Source organism: Pseudomonas sp. UBA5666, assembly GCF_002420785.1.
Taxonomy (GTDB): domain Bacteria; phylum Pseudomonadota; class Gammaproteobacteria; order Pseudomonadales; family Pseudomonadaceae; genus Aquipseudomonas; species Aquipseudomonas fulva.
The window spans coordinates 43,292-60,319 of record NZ_DIIQ01000024.1 but is presented as its reverse complement, the minus strand read 5'-3'; the positions used below and the strand labels follow the sequence as shown (position 1 = coordinate 60,319).

Genomic DNA, 17,028 nt, shown 5'->3' with positions numbered 1-17,028 from the left:
CACTTCAGGTATGAACATGCGCTTTTCCACATTGCTCGGTGCAGGCCTTGCGCTGCTTGCGACCGCCACTCAGGCTTTTGCCGGCGCCACGCTGGAGCGGGTCGAATCACGCAAGGAACTGGTCAATGTGCTGATGGAGAGCTATCCCCCGTTCTCTTTCCTCAATGACCAGAACCAGCTCGACGGCTTTGACGTGGATGTTGCCAAGGCGGTGGCGGATAAACTGGGCGTGAAGCTGCGCCTGGAGACCCCTTCCTGGGATGTAATCGCCGCCGGTCGCTGGAGTGGGCGCTACGACATCTGCATCTGCTCGATGACCCCCAGCAAGGCCCGCGCCCAGGTGTTCGACTTCCCGGTGGAGTACTACGCCTCCCCGGCCGTCATCGTGGTCAATGCCAAGGATGAGCGCATCCACGGTGCAAAGGACCTGGACGGGCGCAAGGTCGGCCTGACCAGCGCGTCGAGCTATGAAAGCTACCTGAACAAGAACCTGGTCATCGAGGGTGACGAAGAACGCGCCCTCGACTACCCCTTCGATTTCGTGCAGATCGCCCCGTATGACACCGACAATGTGGCGTTCCAGGACCTTGGGCTGGGCGCGGGCGTGCGCCTGGATGCGATCCTGACCAACCTGGTCACGGCCAAGCCGCGCCTGGACCAGGACAAACGCTTCAAGCTCGCCGGTGCGCCGCTGTATGAAGAACCCAACTCGGTCGCCATCGAGAAGGGCGACCCGGAGTGGGATGCCAAAGTTCGCCAGGTGTTCGCCGAACTCAAGGCAGACGGCACCCTGAGCAAGTTCTCGCAGAAGTGGATCGGCGCCGATATCAGCAAATGAGCACCTTTACGCCCTCCCCCAAGCCCGTGGCCAATACCACGGGCACACGCCTGCTGGGTTTTCGCACACGGTTGATGCTCACTTGGCTGGTGATGTTCGCCCTGTTCGTCGGGTTCTTCCTGAGCTTCGACCTCAAGTTCTCGATCATCCTGGAGAAGTTTCCCAATCTGGCCGGTTTCAAACTAGGGCCCAATGGTTTTCTGCAGGGCGCAGCGCTGACGCTGTTCCTGTGCATGTGCTCGATGGTGGTGTCGGTGGCGCTGGGCTTTGCCGCCGCGCTGGCACGCTTGTCCGGCAGCGCGGTGCTGGTGGGTGTTGCCAGTTTCTACACGTCTTTTTTCCGTGGTACACCGCTGCTGATCCAGATTCTGCTCATTTACCTGGGGTTGCCCCAGATAGGCCTGGTGCCCGGCGCGATCAGTGCCGGTATCATCGCCCTGTCGCTGAACTACGGCGCCTATCTCAGTGAGATCTTTCGCGCAGGCATCCTGGGTGTTGCCCGAGGCCAACGCGAAGCGGCGCTGGCGCTGGGCATGCGCCCGCCGCAGATTTTTTGCCACATCGTACTGCCGCAGGCCATGCGGGTGATCATCCCGCCAACCGCCAACCAGTTCATCTCCATGCTCAAGGATTCGTCGTTGATCTCGGTGATGGGGGTGTGGGAAATCATGTTCCTGGCCCAGTCCTACGGACGGTCGAGCTACCGCTACCTGGAAATGCTGACCACCGCTGCCGTGATCTACTGGGTGCTGTCGATCGCGCTGGAGCTGGTGCAGGCGCGCCTTGAGCGGCACTACGGCAAGGCCTATCAGCGCTGAAGGTGCGTAGCGCCTGCCCCGGCCACTGCGCAGGGGCGAGCGTAGCAATCAATCGCCAGTCAGACGCCGATGGGGCTAACGTCCCGCCTCTGCCACCAGTTTCGAGGAAAACTGGCCCACGGCAGTGACCACCTCCTGCGCACCTGATTGTATTTCCGTGATCACGGTACCTGCCTGCTGGGCCAGGCTCAGGCCCAGCTCAGCCTGCTTCCTGCTCTCGCCCATGCTGTGTACTGCCTCCTCCACCAAGGCGTTATTCTTCTGCACCACCTCGACGATTTCCTGGGTCGCGGCACTGGTTCGGCCGGCCAACTTGCGCACCTCGTCCGCCACCACGGCAAAGCCCCGCCCTTGGTCACCTGCACGCGCAGCTTCGATGGCCGCGTTCAGGGCCAACAAGTTGGTCTGTTGGGCGATGCCGCCGATGGTCGACACGATGGACGTGATCAGGTGCGACTGATGCCCCAGCGCCTCGACGCCGCTGGATACGTTCGAGACCTGCTCGACGATGCGGTTCATGGTTTCTACCGTGTCCCTGACCGCCTCAGCGCCGCGCTGGGCGGAGCTGTCGGTCTTCATGGAGATCTCGTAGGCAACGTCCGCCGCTGAGCTGACCTGTTTCTCGCTTTCGACCTGAGCGGTGATATCCACCGCAAATTTCACGACCTTGTACAGCCGCCCCCGGGTATCGCGCACGGGGTTGTAGGAAGCTTCAAGCCACAGCTCGCGGCCGCCCTTGTCGAACCGCTGAAAACGTTCGGCGACGAAGCGACCATCGTTGAGGCTGGCCCACAGTCGCTGATAGTCCGGCGACTTCATGTAGGCCGGATCGCAGAAAATACTGTGGTGCTTGCCGACGATTTCCGGGAGCGTGTAGTTCACCGTATTCAGGAAGTTCTGGTTGGCGGTGAGTATGGTGCCGTCCAGCCCGAACTCGATCACCGCCGTGGAGCGGGAAAGCGCCTTGATCAACTCATCGTTTTCCCGGGCCTTGTCGATGGCAGCGGTGACCTCGGTGCCGTAAGCCGTCATGTGGGTCACCTCGCCGCTGGGGGTCTTGACCGGGCACCACGCCGCGCGCATCCAGACCAGGCGCCCATCGGCCGCGATGTAGCGGTAGTCGTCGCTCACCCCAGTGCCCTGGCTCATCGCGGTCTGAAAATCCTCGTAGCATGGCAAGTCCCTCACATAGCCAGGCGTGAGCGTGCCCATCGATGTACCGACAAGCTTCGAAGCGTCGATCCCTACGAAGCTGGAAAACCGCGGATTGACGGCCGTGATCAGCAGGTCACGGTCCACGGTGATTTCAAGCATCTCGTCGGACCTGCTCTGTTGCGCAGCCCTGAGCCCATGAAGCTCCCGTTTGAGTGCCTCGACCTCATCCCTAAGCGCTTTGTTGAACATGGCGATCCTCGTCATTGCGGATGACAACTGTTGGGAATGAACAGGCGCTGTCAGGCAGCGCACACCGAGTGCTGCTTCACACAACGTCAGGCTTGCCGCGGCTGACACAACCATGTCGCCAGGTCATCTGCCGAGAGGGGCCTTGCGTAATAATAGCCTTGTCCTTGATCACAGCCCCATCCCCGTAGCACATGATGGTGCAGGTCCGTCTCCACGCCCTCGGCCACTACCGTCAGGCGCAGGTCACGCAGCAGGCTGACCAACCCGCGCACGATGTGCCAGTCGTTACCGCCTGGCTGCAGTTCGGCCAGCAGGGAGCGATCGAGCTTCACGCTGGTGGCGGGGATTTTGCGCAGGTAGATCCAGTTACTGTAGCCGCTGCCAAAATCGTCGATGCCAATCGAGATACCCAGGGCGCGGAAGCGCTGGAGCTGTTCCTGCACGGCATCGAAATCGGCCACCAGGGCGCTTTCGGTGAACTCAAGTTCTACCAGGCTCGGGTGGACCTGGTGTCGGGCCAGCGCTCGGGTCACATCTTCGTACAACTGGCCATCACCCAGGTCGAGGGCCGAGATGTTCAGCGAGACCTGCAACACCACGTTGCTGGCCTGCCACTGGGCGATCTGACGACACACCTGCTCCACGACCCAGCGCGTGATGCCGCGGATGGAAGCGGTGGTTTCTGCCAGCGGAATGAACTCGGCCGGGCTGATCACACCCAGTTGCGGGTGCGTCCAGCGCAAGAGCGCCTCGACCGCCACGCAGCGGTTGCTGCCAAGGTCGATCCTGGGCTGGTAGGCCAGGCTCAACTGGTCCGGTGCCAGCAGTGCGGCTTCCAGGGCGTTGAGTATGGCGGTGTTGCGACGCAGGTTCGCGTCCACCACCGGGTCGTACGCTAACCAGCGTTGCTCGCTCTTGCGAGCGGTGTCGGTCATGCTGGCCATCAGCCGCAGGATGTCCGACGAGGCGCTGGCGTCCACACCCAGCGTCAGGACGCTGATGCCAACATCCGGCGTAACCGGTATGTGACCGCTGCGCAGCGGCCCACTGAGCGAAGCCACCAGCGTCTGAAGCCAACCGGCGAGAAAGCGGGTATCGCACGCATCGATGACCGTCATGAAGCCCAGGGTGCTGGCCCGATAAAGGCGGCAACCGGGCACAAGTGCCGTGAGCAGCACTTCTTTGACTGCCAGCATGAAATCGGTAAAGAACTCGATGCCCAGCGCCTTGAACAGCCGGTCCATACCCGCAGCCGACACCGGCTCGATGAAAACAGCCACCTGCCCGGCCGTCACGGCACCTTCCTTGAAGTCCGTCTCGAAGCGCCGCCGATTGGGCAGCCCGGTCATCGGATCGTAGAAGTTCTGCCGGTGGATCGATTGCAGCCGGGCCACCACCACGTTGGCGGCGTTGGTCAGCAGGTTACGGTCGCGCTCCGACAAGGCTTCGCGCGTGGCATGGTCGATGATGCACAGCCCACCCAGGCTGACGCCTGGCCGAACGATCAGCGGCGCGCCGGCGTAATAGCGAATGTGGGGGGCCGATTGCACAAGGGGGTTATCCACCGTGCGGGGATCCTGCAGCGTGTCGCAGATCTCCAGCAGCGTTTCCTGGCGCAGGCCGTGGGCGCAGATGGACATTTCGCGCGGCGTGCGGTCGTCGGCCATGCCGATCTTGGCCTTGAATACCTGGTAATCGCGGTCGACGATGCTGACCAGCGCGGTCGGGACGTCGAAGTGCGCACAGAGCATGTTGACGACGCCGTTGAGCACCGGATCCTCTCCATTTGCCAGGTCCGATGTAAGGCGGTCCACTTCAACCAGGCGCAAGCGCTCGTCTCGAAGGGTCGTCAAGTTGTCCATGAAAACTCCGGTCGCGGTAACAGCAAATTCTAGCCCATAAGGCACATTGCCAGCTTAGCTGTGATCGGTTTCTCTCGACAATTGAGCGCCCCCACCGGTGGTCGGCCAAAAAATCTATTGGACGCCTGCGGTCAGCTAGCCTAAAAGGCTGTCAGCCGCGCTTGGCACGGCAGATTGCATAGATGATGCTCAGCCTGTTACGGAGTCAGCCTTGGCCTGGTTCAAAGAAAGGATTACCGCCATCCTGCAACGCCTGCGACGTGCCAAGCCGAGCACGGCCAGCCGCTACGTGGGCGCCGCGTTGATCATCGCTGCGTGCTCCCTGGCGCGCGCGCAGATGTCGCCTGCCGCGCTCCCGTACCTGTTTTTCATTCCTGGCCTGATGCTGATCGGGTTCTGGTTCGGCGCAGGCCCGTCACTGCTGGGCTGCATCATGGCGGTGCTGATCGCCCAGTATTTCTTCATCGGACCGCTGGGTTTCGATGCTGACTGGACCACATGGGCCAACAGCCTGAGTTTTGGCGTGGTGACCTTCGCCATGGCAGTGGTGTGTGCTTCGCTCAGGCGTAACCTGAGCGCCGTGGAACGGCTCAATGAAACGCTCGAGCAGCAAGTGCAACACCGAACGGGTGAGCGCGACAGCCTGTGGAACGTGTCCCCCGACCTGATCTGCACGTTGTCCGAAAACGGTCAGGTGCTGTCGGTGAACCCGGCATGGCAGGTAGAAACGGGCTTCACTGAAGAGCAACTCAAGGCTGGGACGTTCTACAGTTTCATCTCCCCCGCGCAATTGGCGAACGCGTTACGTGAGCTCAACCACAAGCCCATCGTCGAGCTCGACACCCAGAGCGTGCGCAGCGATGGCCAACCCTTGCTGCTCAACTGGCGCATAGCCAGGTTCGAGGGCCGTTACTTCGCCGTGGCGCGGGACGTCACCCAGTACCGCGAGCGGCAGCAGGCGTTCGAGCAGGTCAGCCAGCAACTGCAGCAAAGCCAGAAGATGGAAGCGCTCGGCCAGCTCACCGGCGGCCTGGCCCATGACTTCAACAACCTGCTGACCGTGATCACCGGCACGCAGGACATGATCGAACAACGCCTGGCGCAAGGCCGGCACGACGAGCTGGGTCGTTACCTGTCGTTGGCCAGAACTGCCACTCGCAAAGCCAGCACCCTCACCCACCGCCTGCTGACCTTCGCCAGACGACAACCGCTGGCCAGCGCCACGGTCGATGTGGTGCTGCTGGTGGACGACATGAAAGAGCTGCTGGCCAGAACCCTTACACCCAAGATCGAGTTTCAGCTCAGCCCGCATCCGTCGCCAGCCTTGTGCTACTGCGATCCCCATCAACTGGAAAATGCGCTGCTGAACCTGTGCATCAACGCACGTGACGCCATGCCCCAAGGGGGCCGTTTGCAGGTGCGGGTCAGCAAGGTGACGAGCGGCACGGCTGAGTTGGAGCAGCTTGGGCTACGCGCTGGCGAATACATTCAGGTGAGCGTCACCGATACGGGTCTGGGGATGCCGGCCAGCATTGCCGAGCGGGCCTTCGAACCGTTCTTCACCACCAAGCCGCTGGGGTCGGGCACGGGTCTGGGGCTGTCGATGGTCAGGGACTTCGCTCGCCAGGCGGGCGGCACTGCAGTGATCGAGTCGGTGATGGGCAGCGGCACCACAGTCAGCCTGTTGCTGCCCGTCCACCTTGAGTCCGTTTCGTCCAGTGTCACAGCGATCACGCACGCCACCCTGGCGGCCCGCACCGACCACCGCGGCAGTGCACTGGTGATCGAAGACGAGGGCGCGATCCGGGAGCTGGTCAGCGAAGCCTTGCAGGAGCTGGGTTTCGACGTAATCGAAGTCACTCATCCTGCCGATGCGCTGCACCTGATCGAACAGTGCCAGGACCTGCAGCTTGTGGTAACCGACCTGGTCCTGCCCGGCGGCTTGACGGGAGACAACATCGCCCAAGGGGTGCAGGCGCTCGTGCCAGCGGTGCGGGTGCTGTTCATTTCTGGGTTGATCGAGGCGCCGGCCAGCCTTGCCGAGCAGCAGCCGCATACGCGCTTGCTGCCCAAGCCCTTCACGCTCGGCCAGTTCAAGGCGTGTGTCGAAGAGATGCTCGCTGACCCGCAGGATGCGCCCCCATTGCGGGACCAGGCCACACGACGCTAGCGCCATGGTCGACGCGCGCTACATGCCAGGGGACGGCGAATCGAGCGATGCCAGAAACTGACGCGTCTGCCGGTTGGAGCGCAGGTGCACTACCTGACACCCGGGAGGCGCCGTCGCCATCAGGTGCTTGATCTTGTCCTGTGAAGAATGCCGCGTGGACCAGATGAACCGGATGAAGCCAGGCAAGTTGCGTAGCGACTCGGGGCATTCATCTGGCAAGTCCGGACGTGTGCGGCCCAACTGGGTCAAGGTCCTGACCAGGACACGCCACAGTCGGACCGTCAGGGAACGGTCAATCCAGATAAACAGGTCGGCCCTGGCAAGACGGTTCTCCCAGGTTGCCGAATGCCCTCCCTCGAAAATCCACCGCTCGCGCGCCTCCACTTCATGGCACAGGCGGGTCTTTTCGTCCCGACTGCGCTCGACCCAGCCGGGTAGCCAGTGAATGGTGTCGATATGCACGACCGGCAAGCCGGTTCGCTCGCCCAGCTGGCGAGCAAGCGTACTTTTGCCGGCGCCTGGCTGACCAACGATCATGACGCGTTTCATTGGGGGCTCCTTTTCAGCCCGCCATTTTGAACGTCAGGTCAGTGTTGTAAAGCCGCGTTGCGCTGGCAGGCAATGGATGGAACGGTTCAGAGCCGGGACGCACCGTCGAGTGCATGCAGGCCAACGCCAGCACATGCTGAATACGGGTAAGCCATCCGGCTCCTGATGGAGCTCGGATGGCTTGAAGCGCCCACGGCGCGGCATGCTACCCCGCCGAGCACTAGGCTCAGCGCTGTGCCAGGGTACGGTGCGTACCTCCCACGGAACTGAACCGGTGCGCTGCGACGGGGCGCAGTATGATCAGAACTTGTGCTGTGGAAAACGCGAGCGAGGATAGGCCGTGAGCGGTGGTTGATCCTTCGACGCTTGGGAATGATGGGTAAGTATCTGCCATATCCCATTGCCATGTCCCTTACTCACGTTATCATCCCATATGACTTCTTCCCCCATGTTCTGGAGGTAGGTATGGAACATGGTGCCGTTTTTTTGAGTAATCGTAGCCAAGCTATAAGACTGCCCAAAGCTGCAGCATTTTCGGAAGACGTCAAGCGCGTTGACGTCGTCGCGATTGGGCGCACACGCATCATCACACCTGCCGGGGAAGCGTGGGATAGCTGGTTCGACGACTTAGCCCCTACAGAAGATTTCATGACAGAGCGTGATCAGCCGGCTGATCAAGAGCGCGAGCGTTTTTGATGCTCAAATTCATGCTCGACACAACTATATGTATTTTCACTATCAAAAACCGTCCTATCTAAGTACGCGATGCCTTCAAGCGGCATCATGACTAGATGTGCATAAGCACCGTCACTTTGGAGTTGATTTATGGTGCTGAGAAATCCTCGAATCCCGAGCGTAATCTAGCAGCGGTTGAAGACCTGGCAGCGCGCTTGGAAGTTCTTACATATGATAGAAACGCTGCCGCCCACACTGAACAGCTCCGTGCTGAATTGGCACGTTTGGGCACGCCTATTGGCCCTTTCGATCAAATGATCGCTGGTCACGCTCGCTCACAAGGTCTGATTATTGTCACTAATAACCGTCGTGAGTTTGAGCGAGTACCTGGACTGCGGAGCGAAGACTGGGTTATCCGATAATGATCGATGGCCGTGGCAAGGATCTCATGGGGCAGTGATGTTGAATCCGACCACGCTTGTCAGCGCAGCGCCGTGTTGCTAGTGTCGGGCAATGATCATCTACCATTCGACCACCGCAACCACCACCACGACCGCCCATGGCGGAGCGTGCGAGGTGTCGTGAGCAGATAGCGAACAGACTTCAAAGGCCCGCCAGCGATGGACAGGGCCTTTTTTGTGCCCTTGCCTCAATGGCCTCATGCAAGGAAACGCACGAATGTACGCGCTATTGATTCTGGATGTTCAAGTTGGGTTGGTGCATGGCCAGGAAAAGCCCTGGCGTTGCGAAGCATTGTTGGCAACCGTCAACGAACTGATGGACAAGGCGCGCAATGCTGGCGCGCCGATCTTTCTCGCCCGTCATGTAGGCCCCGCTGGCTCGCCGATTGCGCCTGACAGTGTGTTGACGCAACTTGCGCCGGAACTGAGGCTTGCGGGTGGCGAGGTGGTGTTCGAGAAGCACCGGCCCAATGCGTTTACACGGACGGCGCTCGCTGAGGATTTGCGGGCACTCGGGGTGACTGGGGTGGTGATTGGCGGTATGAAGACTCAGTACTGTGTGGACAGTACCTGCAGGGCTGCTCGGGATCTCGGGTTCGAAGCGGTGCTGGTTGCGGATGGACACAGTTGTACGGATACAGCGCAGATGCGGGGTGAGCAGATTGTTGCGCATCATAATGCGACGCTTGAGGGGGCGTTTTGTGAGGTGGTGTTAGGACGAGATTGGACTTTTAAGTGATTGGTACGGTGATGCCTGCTTAGGCGGAGGTTAAAAATCGCATTGCGCGAGAGCGACGACCGCCGTGGCATCAACGTTCATGCCTTGATGAATGCGTAGGTCACCCACATCCAAGCGAAGCCGAAGGCCGTCAGCCACGAGGATATTTGTAGAGCCAACTTAATTTTTGCAGGAAAGTTTTCGAATTCTTCAATGTCCAGATGCCCCCTGCGCATGTGTATGCCAGGCCAAATGAGTATTCCACAAAGAAATGTTATCAGCAGCCACCGAGCGCGAAAGCGCCGCGTGCCCAAAAACAGTTTCATCTGTTCCAGACCGGGATGACTTTGAATAGCCGAGGTTGCAACAGTGAAATTTCGTGTACACGCGATGAATGCACTGATTGCACAACCGGCCAACCCGATCACGAACGGACACGCCAGCATTATCCACTTCAGCCACACGGGCCAATTCTCGAACTCAGTCATAATGTGACTCGTAGATCAGCTCGCCCATGTGCTCACCGCCCTGCGCACCGGCGGTGCTCCCAGCAAAAGATCCGCTCCCGACCAGCGCAATGCCACAGATCGGTGCCCCGAGACCTGCGGTACCCGCAGAGAACACCCCACATACAGCGAGCGCAGTGATCCCAGCAATGTATCCACCCAGGATCCCTCCCGCTAAACCCCCAGCAAAAGCTCCTGCCTCAGACAAACGAATTTTTTTGCAGGCTTCTGTTTCCCCTGCACGGCAGGCCTCCTGGACTTTCAGATAGGACGATGTCCCACCTAAGCCAATTCCGACATACCCCCCATACCTGAGGTACTTACTAAGTTTTGCCACTTTGTCCAAGTATGTGGCATACCCAGGAATATGCCCTGGCCCACCGGCTTTCGACCAATGATGCACAAGGCTCTTGGTGGAAATATTCAAGCTTTTCTTGAGCTTCTCGTAAGCCCCTAGATTCAGATGTTTATTAAGAAAAGTCGCCTTCAGCTGACCATTTAGCTGCTCCAATAACAGTCGTCGCTCGGCGAAAAACGATGGGCTATTCAGATGGCCATGGCGCAGAAATTCTTGCTGATGCAAACGCTCGATATTGCCAAGTGTGCTGCGAAGCTGCCGGAGGCCTTGATCCATCATGTCCTTGCCCACACCCATGGCGAGACTGGCGTCACTAAGCAGTCCGGCAATTTCAGCCTGGTACTCCATCATGAAATCTGACTCGGCAAAATCGAGTACAGCCAAGGAACGTCGCGCGTGCTCAGCGGCTGCCATGAGTTGGCCCTCCTCCTGGGTGCAGGCATAACCGTTATCCGGATCGCCGATGACGAAGATTTCCCCTGCCTTGAACCCCTGCTCGAAAGTCGGGTTCAGGCGTTGAAGGTACGAAATGGGCAAGGTCGGATCATGTCTAGCCAGCTCCAACAGAATCTGCGGGAACGACATGCTCCGGGGCACCACATAGAATCCCGGCTGCATTTGCCCAGGCAACCCGCCAACCCTGGCGGGCGAGGCCCCTGCTAAAGCGCTAGAGCTCCCAGGGCCAGCGGGCTCGACGCTAGTGCGTACGGCAACCGGTAGCCGCGGCGGGGGCATCTCCCCTAAAGGCGCCACCACCCGGTTGCTACCCTCTGGGCAACCGCAATCAACTAACGCCCCATCCATCGCGACTGGCTGGCCATCCGAGATGAAGTGCCATATCCCTTCGACGACCTTTCCTTCCAGCCCGCACAGTGGACAAGGTGTGGTGGGATCCCCCAGCCTCAGGACCATTCGCCCCTCGTCGAGGTAATCTTCCCCGGTGGCGATGCAAATCGCACCTGTGGTGGTCATATCACCATCTACTGCTTGGCCAAGCCCATCCAGACTGACGCGCATTTAGAGTCCCTTGCGAATTGTAGGATCGAGAGAACCTAACAGCTAAGAAGGGGAAAATGAGGCCTCAAGCAGCTAACGAGACGATTCCTACGAGTAACGCGGATTTAGGACTAGGGCACGACTTGGCGGTTTGGGAGCTACGCACAACAGAAAAACCCGCATGAGGCGGACTCCTATTGATGCCAGCTAGCGAGACATCGCTATAGGCCAAGTGATACTGGTGCGGAACAGAAGAACGGTTGTTGGACGTGAGCGCCCAGTTTTCGCGGGGCTGGCATCTTGCAGCGATCAGCGTGCCCTCCTTGCCGCTGGGTTTGAAATACCGCAGCCGCCAAGTCTTCAAGCCACTGGGCGCGACTTACAGGTGGATACGCCCGTCGTCGAACAGTTTGTATGCACGATCACGCGGTTTGGCCGTACAGCATTTTAGGTCGCTGAGCGGAAAGGCTAGGCGTGGCATAGGGGTACGTTCTCCATTCAGGAAAGACGCTGTACCCCAAAAATACCCCCGTTTATTGGGGATTTTGTTGGTTCGCGACGGAGGGTCGTGGAAAAGAAAAACCGGCCAGAAGGCCGGTTTAGAGGGCTTCCAAAGCATTCAGCGGAATGCAGTGGAGCTGGATGTGGTGCGGAGACAGGAGTCGAATTGGGCACCTTTAACCCAGCAAAATCAGGCATCCAGATAGCCTCAGGCCACCACTGTATACCTAAACATATACCTAAAACGAAAAGTACCCTCACGGCTTATCAAGCGGCTCAGGGATGAATCCTTGCTCCCTCAGCGCTTTTATCACTCCCCGAATGAGGTAATTATTCGAAAAGCCAATTGTGTACTGGCGTGCGCCTGGGCTCACCGGCAACAACATCCCCTCATCTACTAGCTTTTTTATCTGGTAGGTGCGCTGGCCAGGATTGAGTTTTGGGAGCACCGAGGCAATATCGCCAGACTTAACCACCTTCTCTTTTATCGCTGCAGACAGAATCCGCTCTTCTGCATCCGTGATCCACTCCCGGCTCCGGGCAAAGCTCACCGCTGGAGACAAAATACATTTCGTCAGGTACTCATATTTCGTGAGCTTATCAACCTTCTCAAGCTCGTCCCGAATCCCCTCGAGAACGTAAACACACCACTCCTCAAGCCCCTCGGCAGTGCCCGTATCAGCCCTCCCAAGCATGGCGTAGTATTTTTCTCGGTCATTACAGAAGACTGCTGTAGGGTTCAGCACTCGTCCGCCCATGTTCACGTTGAAGCCGTATTTCATCAACAGAGCGTATGTGAGCAGCCTTACCACACGCCCATTCCCATTGCCGAAGGGGTGAATCCACCCGAAACGATGGTGCGCCAGCGCGACCTTCATCAAAGCGTATTTTGGGGAATCATCATGGTTGATGAAGCGGACAAGGTCCTGCATGTACTGCGGTACCAATACAGCATCCGGAGGGAGATGTTCCGACTGAGAGATTCTGACTGGCCCGCCCCGGTACGCTCCAGGCGTCTTGTCCCCTTCCCGCTTTAGGTCATGCACAGTCATCGCGTGCAATTCCCGAATCATATGCTCCGTCAAATCCACACCAGGCTTGATCCCTGCCTCGATGTAGTCCATTGCCTTCTCGATATTGGCAACCTCCAGCAACTGATCGGTGCTCTCAGCCTTCCCCTCAACCTTGCTTTCGATGTAGTCCGCTAGGGTGGTGTGGTTACCCTCGATGCGGGCAGATCCCAAGCTCTCTAGCGCATGGAACAGCGACTTGAGCTGGAAAAAAACCTGCGGTGGGGTGTCTCCCTCCAGCCTCAGCCTGCGCAGATACTCAAGCTCGCTCAAGACATCGACCAGAGGCGAATCGAACGATGGGTTCAGCAACTGAAGGTCGTGATGGGAAAATTTAGCCATACCAAAATTATCTCTAAACGCTGAAAAAGGTATCTCGAAAATTTTCGTGTTCAAGCCCGAATACACGGCACGAATGCTTAGCAAAAGGTAAACACTATCTCAAAAAACGTACAGACCTAAGTGAAAGCTAGCGAATCCTTAACTCGAATTGGAAGGGTGAGCACGCTCAGTCAATCCAAGGGCTCAATGGCCTCAACCGAGTCTCAGCACCACTGGCCGTGCATTTTGATGGGCGCGGATTACCGATGCCTAGGTCAGGCCGATCAAACATCCCTTGGTATGCGACTCCATCCACCACCCCACCGCGAGGTAGTGGGCGGCACCTGCCACGAGTAGGCCATGGGGAGAACGGATTGTTCACCCTGTCCAACGCAGACCACGATCGAGGATCGGGAACCGGGCGCTTATCAACGCGAACCCAGGCCTACCCCGGTCGGTTTTGCTCACCACTACATGCCCGCAGTACGTAGCAACCAAGTCGATGCCAGGGGGGGTCGTGTATAGCCGGGCCTGACTAACCCGAAACGGCGGGGTGGCGCTTCATCCCCCAATGACCGTGTGTGCTCGCCGGCGGGTGTTGCGATGACAGCAACACCTTGCCAAGCAATTACGGGAAATCCCGTAATTACAGCCCCATCTGCCTGATGATCCTGCGCGGCTCCATTCCATTGCGAAGCGCTCGGCAGGCGTCCATGGTCATCTGGTCGAGCGCCTTGCTCTCGAATACTTCGGCCATGACGGCGGCCTTCCTGACGATCAGCAGCGCCAGCTCAGGCGGGAAAGTGATCGGTTCTGGGTCGGGTAGGTAGTCGCAGTCGATAACGGACATGGTGCGGCCCTCGATGTGGTGGCGCCTGATTATCTGATAACTACCCAGTATCCGGGTAGTTTGTGCCAGGTCGCCCGGCCACCTGCTCTGGCCTGCTGTCAGGGTCTTCCACATCAAGGCAGATCAGCAGGCCCCGCGTCGGGCGATGTGGCCTGTTTTGATCTTCGGCAATAGTCCGGTTTCAAACCGGAGAAATCGCGCCAGTCGTCTGCCAGGTAACGCTGCTGGCGTTACCCGCCATGGTGCCACGAGCCTACCAATATCAGTCGAGACTGCTGGAATTGGTAGTTTCGCCAAGGCTGGCCAGCCCCAGGCGATGCCCTCAGTTATGAGGGCGTCCCCTTCTTGGAGACACCTTCGCCACAAGGGCGTGGTGATATCCACCATTCCTTAGCCGTGATGGCGGCCTGGCTCCCGCTCCCACGGTGCGCCCACCGACCGATCTTTGGTCACTTTGGGTGCCCCCTTCGCAGTCTCGGCATGACAGGTTTTGACAGGTTCCTAACTGCCGGTTTTCTCTTGACGAGCACGCCCGGAAATTCTTGACGGCCTCCGCTCCCACAGGTCCGCCATATACAGCGCCAGCCCTTATACAGCAAGGCTTGCAGCCGATCCTGCTCAAGCTCCATCGGCTGAATCCGTCAAGGCCTGTCAAGAATTTCGCCATCCCCTGGCCATTCTAGACGGGTATGCGCCGGTCGATGGTGGCCAGCCTCCCGCGCATCAGGAAAATCACCATTCCCACGCCATTCCACCTGCTGGTGCTGGCGCCGATCCGTCCAGAGCCTGTCCAGAATCCGTCAGGGGGCTGTCAGGGGTGAGGCATGGGCCAAAGCCTCTGCTTTGACGGCATCCAGCGCCGGGAAGACCTCAGACGCACGGCCACAGGGGCTACTGCTATCTGCCCGGCCCGTACTCCGTCAAAGCGTGGTCAAAGTAGCGCCCAGCACCACCGGCAATGTGAGACGGCGCCGACCACCAGTCTTTACCGGCACGGCCTGGCACCTGGCCTCGGACGCGCAAGTCATGCGGCTTCCGTCTCATGCCTGTCTCACATTCGGTAAAGATTGGCTATAGCTTCAACCCTATCTTCATGGCGATACTCCTCCGGCACCTTCCTCGCGAGGATGAAAATTGACCATCACGCCATATGCTGGAAAGAAGGCAGCAAAGTATCCTTTGGGCAACTTCAGCGTTGCATCAACCTCTTCGGTTCCTTGGTAGCCTCTGAGCCTAAGATGGGGCTCAATGAGCTGCGCAATATCGACAAGTGCTAGCTCGAGCTTTTCCAGGAAATCATGGAATTTGTCCATTTCGACAAACGCCATTATGTTCTGTCCGGTAAAGGTCACCCCGCCACCTAATGGTCCATATGTCGTGCCGTCTCGCGTGGTGAAGAATGCGTTGAAATTTTTCTTTCGCAGCGAACCCCGCTGGTCAGGGGTAAGGGGAACACCTTTCGTACCATTCATCTTCCACTGTGAAATGGAATCTGGCCAGTTGCGATGGACCGTTTCGACAATTGTGTCATTTACCCAATCTCCATGCTCATAAAGCCCCACTACGTAAATCGCATCCTCCTTAACTCTAGCGAAAAGCAACTCCCCAGTGCGCTCAACCCATCCTTGCTCCACTTCTTTACCTAAATGGAAGTGATGAATGCCCCAGTCGTTGAGCATCTGGTCAGTGTGTCTTGGCTTAACGATTAGCTTGCTGAGATGGGCCGTCAGGTCTTCTCCTGCCTCGAACTTCTTTTTGAGCGTACCCCAGCCTCTCATTAGTTTTTCTGGACAGCTGAACGTGTCGGACAGGTAAACGGTCCTTGGCCGTGGGGAAACACGGCGTTGAACTGCGTTGAAAAATAGAACCGGCGCATCAGGCCCAAGGGCAGCCACATCCATGCCAAATGAGCTAGCCATTTCAGCTTTCAATATGGCATGCCAGTCAGCTTTGAAATTCATTCGTAGCTTCATCAACACTCTCCAGGTTCTGCGTGTTATCGCAGATGAGATCACTACTAAATTTTAAGCGGCAGCACTGAAGAATACGCAATACGGTACCAGTAGGCAGGCTTGGTCCTATGGCGGTTGCGAACCATTTGTGAGCACCCGACGCGCACGCTGGACCCTCTGACGCGGTAGAACCTGAGAAAACCTAAGATCGGACCAGCTAGCGCTGGGTGAGATTCGTGGTTTTGATGTGGTCGCAAACGGTGGGCACGGCGGTGCGGTTGCCAGTGAGGGCTGCAATACCGTGGAAACCAGAGTGGAAACCGATGCCTGGAAACCATAACTTTTGATAACAAGCAGGTCTCAGAGGTTCGTACGTAGAGGTTGCGCTTCAGCTTTGCGACAAGGTGATGCGGAATGGTAAATACTCAGCGGGCGGTCGACCCGTGGACCTAGCCTTCAAACAAAGGGGATGTGATATGCAACGTGATATGGACCTACTGCGCTTGCTTTTGCTTCGGCTAGAAGGAGCAAGCACCAAAGCTGACTCAATTTTGGTGTTTCGCAACGGTGAACTGGCCATCGAAGGATATACAGACGATGAAGTTCGGTACCACCTTAACCTAGCCGTTCAAGCCGGCCTGGTCGACCAGGGTGGCAAAGGGCTATTGAACGGATTCCAGTTCCGTCAGCTCACTTGGTCTGGCCATGACTTTGTGGATGCCGTCAGGGATGACGAGATATGGGGCAAGACACGCCAAGGCGCCAAAGCTGCGGGCGGGTTCAGCGTTGACTTACTGAAGGATTTAGCCAAAGGCTTCATTCGGAAGAAAATTGCCGAGCACACAGGGATAGAGCTCTGATGCCAACCGACTATGACTCCGCCCAGGTTCGCGCCTTGAGAGATGCGAACTTTCTGTGCGAACCACCGGTGCGAACTGGCCCGGTACCGGCGCCTGAAAGCGTATCAGCAGCGCGTACC

Annotated in this window: 13 protein-coding genes and 4 pseudogenes; 7 read left to right on the top strand and 10 right to left on the bottom strand. The window is 58.4% G+C overall.

The features are described from left to right. Positions 1-16 precede the first annotated feature (16 nt). Positions 17-838 (top strand): ABC transporter substrate-binding protein, encoded by an 822-nt coding sequence (locus B2Y33_RS12290; protein ID WP_128610158.1) that lies wholly within the window; start codon positions 17-19, stop codon positions 836-838. Continuing rightward, entirely contained in the window at positions 835-1,656 is an 822-nt protein-coding gene (locus tag B2Y33_RS12285) for an amino acid ABC transporter permease (protein WP_028688073.1), read from the top strand. Before B2Y33_RS12290 ends, B2Y33_RS12285 begins: the two co-directional genes overlap by 4 nt. 75 nt (positions 1,657-1,731) lie before the next feature. Here the strand turns inward: B2Y33_RS12285 and B2Y33_RS23245 are convergent. The 3 genes and pseudogenes from B2Y33_RS23245 to B2Y33_RS12275 form a co-directional block, all read right to left on the bottom strand. Next, positions 1,732-2,181: pseudogene (locus tag B2Y33_RS23245) on the bottom strand (methyl-accepting chemotaxis protein); the annotation flags it as partial. Positions 2,182-2,283: 102 nt separating this feature from the next. Then, a pseudogene (locus tag B2Y33_RS23240) lies at positions 2,284-2,970 on the bottom strand (PAS domain-containing protein); the annotation flags it as partial. Positions 2,971-3,146: 176 nt separating this feature from the next. After that, positions 3,147-4,922, bottom strand: coding sequence for a sensor domain-containing phosphodiesterase (locus B2Y33_RS12275; protein ID WP_028688071.1), 1,776 nt, complete (start codon positions 4,920-4,922; stop codon positions 3,147-3,149). 211 nt (positions 4,923-5,133) lie between these two features. Here B2Y33_RS12275 and B2Y33_RS12270 point away from each other — a divergent pair, with 211 nt between their 5' ends. Further along, positions 5,134-7,092, top strand: coding sequence for an ATP-binding protein (locus B2Y33_RS12270; protein WP_206405830.1), 1,959 nt, complete (start codon positions 5,134-5,136; stop codon positions 7,090-7,092). Between the two features lie 18 nt (positions 7,093-7,110). On the opposite strand, the gene B2Y33_RS12265 is transcribed toward B2Y33_RS12270, so the two are convergent. After that, the gene (locus B2Y33_RS12265) at positions 7,111-7,641 is read right to left on the bottom strand and encodes an ATPase AAA (protein ID WP_028688070.1); all 531 of its coding nucleotides are present in this window, start codon (positions 7,639-7,641) and stop codon (positions 7,111-7,113) included. A gap of 465 nt (positions 7,642-8,106) precedes the next feature. Between B2Y33_RS12265 and vapB the strand changes: the two genes are divergently transcribed. The 3 genes and pseudogenes from vapB (at position 8,107) to B2Y33_RS12250 (ending at position 9,516) form a co-directional block, all read left to right on the top strand. After that, entirely contained in the window at positions 8,107-8,337 is a 231-nt protein-coding gene (gene vapB, locus B2Y33_RS12260) for a type II toxin-antitoxin system VapB family antitoxin (RefSeq protein WP_028688069.1), read from the top strand. After that, positions 8,337-8,738, top strand: a pseudogene (vapC, locus tag B2Y33_RS12255) (type II toxin-antitoxin system tRNA(fMet)-specific endonuclease VapC). Before vapB ends, vapC begins: the two are co-directional and overlap by 1 nt. A gap of 256 nt (positions 8,739-8,994) precedes the next feature. Then, complete coding sequence (locus tag B2Y33_RS12250; RefSeq protein WP_206405831.1) at positions 8,995-9,516, top strand: cysteine hydrolase family protein; 522 nt, start codon at positions 8,995-8,997, stop codon at positions 9,514-9,516. A 77-nt stretch (positions 9,517-9,593) separates the two neighbouring features. On the opposite strand, the gene B2Y33_RS12245 is transcribed toward B2Y33_RS12250, so the two are convergent. The 6 genes and pseudogenes from B2Y33_RS12245 to B2Y33_RS12215 form a co-directional block, all read right to left on the bottom strand. Continuing rightward, entirely contained in the window at positions 9,594-9,983 is a 390-nt protein-coding gene (locus B2Y33_RS12245) for a hypothetical protein (RefSeq protein WP_049695408.1), read from the bottom strand. Next, positions 9,976-11,376, bottom strand: coding sequence for a PAAR domain-containing protein (locus B2Y33_RS12240; RefSeq protein WP_206405832.1), 1,401 nt, complete (start codon positions 11,374-11,376; stop codon positions 9,976-9,978). The genes B2Y33_RS12245 and B2Y33_RS12240 overlap by 8 nt, the downstream gene beginning before the upstream one ends. A gap of 286 nt (positions 11,377-11,662) precedes the next feature. Next, a pseudogene (locus tag B2Y33_RS12230) lies at positions 11,663-11,836 on the bottom strand (integrase); the annotation flags it as partial. Positions 11,837-12,113: 277 nt separating this feature from the next. Continuing rightward, complete coding sequence (locus B2Y33_RS12225) at positions 12,114-13,268, bottom strand: Fic family protein (RefSeq protein WP_121757543.1); 1,155 nt, start codon at positions 13,266-13,268, stop codon at positions 12,114-12,116. Positions 13,269-13,893: 625 nt separating this feature from the next. Next, the gene (locus B2Y33_RS12220) at positions 13,894-14,097 is read right to left on the bottom strand and encodes a hypothetical protein (RefSeq protein ID WP_181074038.1); all 204 of its coding nucleotides are present in this window, start codon (positions 14,095-14,097) and stop codon (positions 13,894-13,896) included. 1,091 nt (positions 14,098-15,188) lie between these two features. Then, complete coding sequence (locus B2Y33_RS12215; RefSeq protein WP_181074039.1) at positions 15,189-16,070, bottom strand: hypothetical protein; 882 nt, start codon at positions 16,068-16,070, stop codon at positions 15,189-15,191. 455 nt (positions 16,071-16,525) lie between these two features. Here B2Y33_RS12215 and B2Y33_RS12210 point away from each other — a divergent pair, with 455 nt between their 5' ends. Beyond that, entirely contained in the window at positions 16,526-16,909 is a 384-nt protein-coding gene (locus B2Y33_RS12210; protein WP_181074040.1) for a DUF2513 domain-containing protein, read from the top strand. Positions 16,910-17,028: the final 119 nt, after the last annotated feature.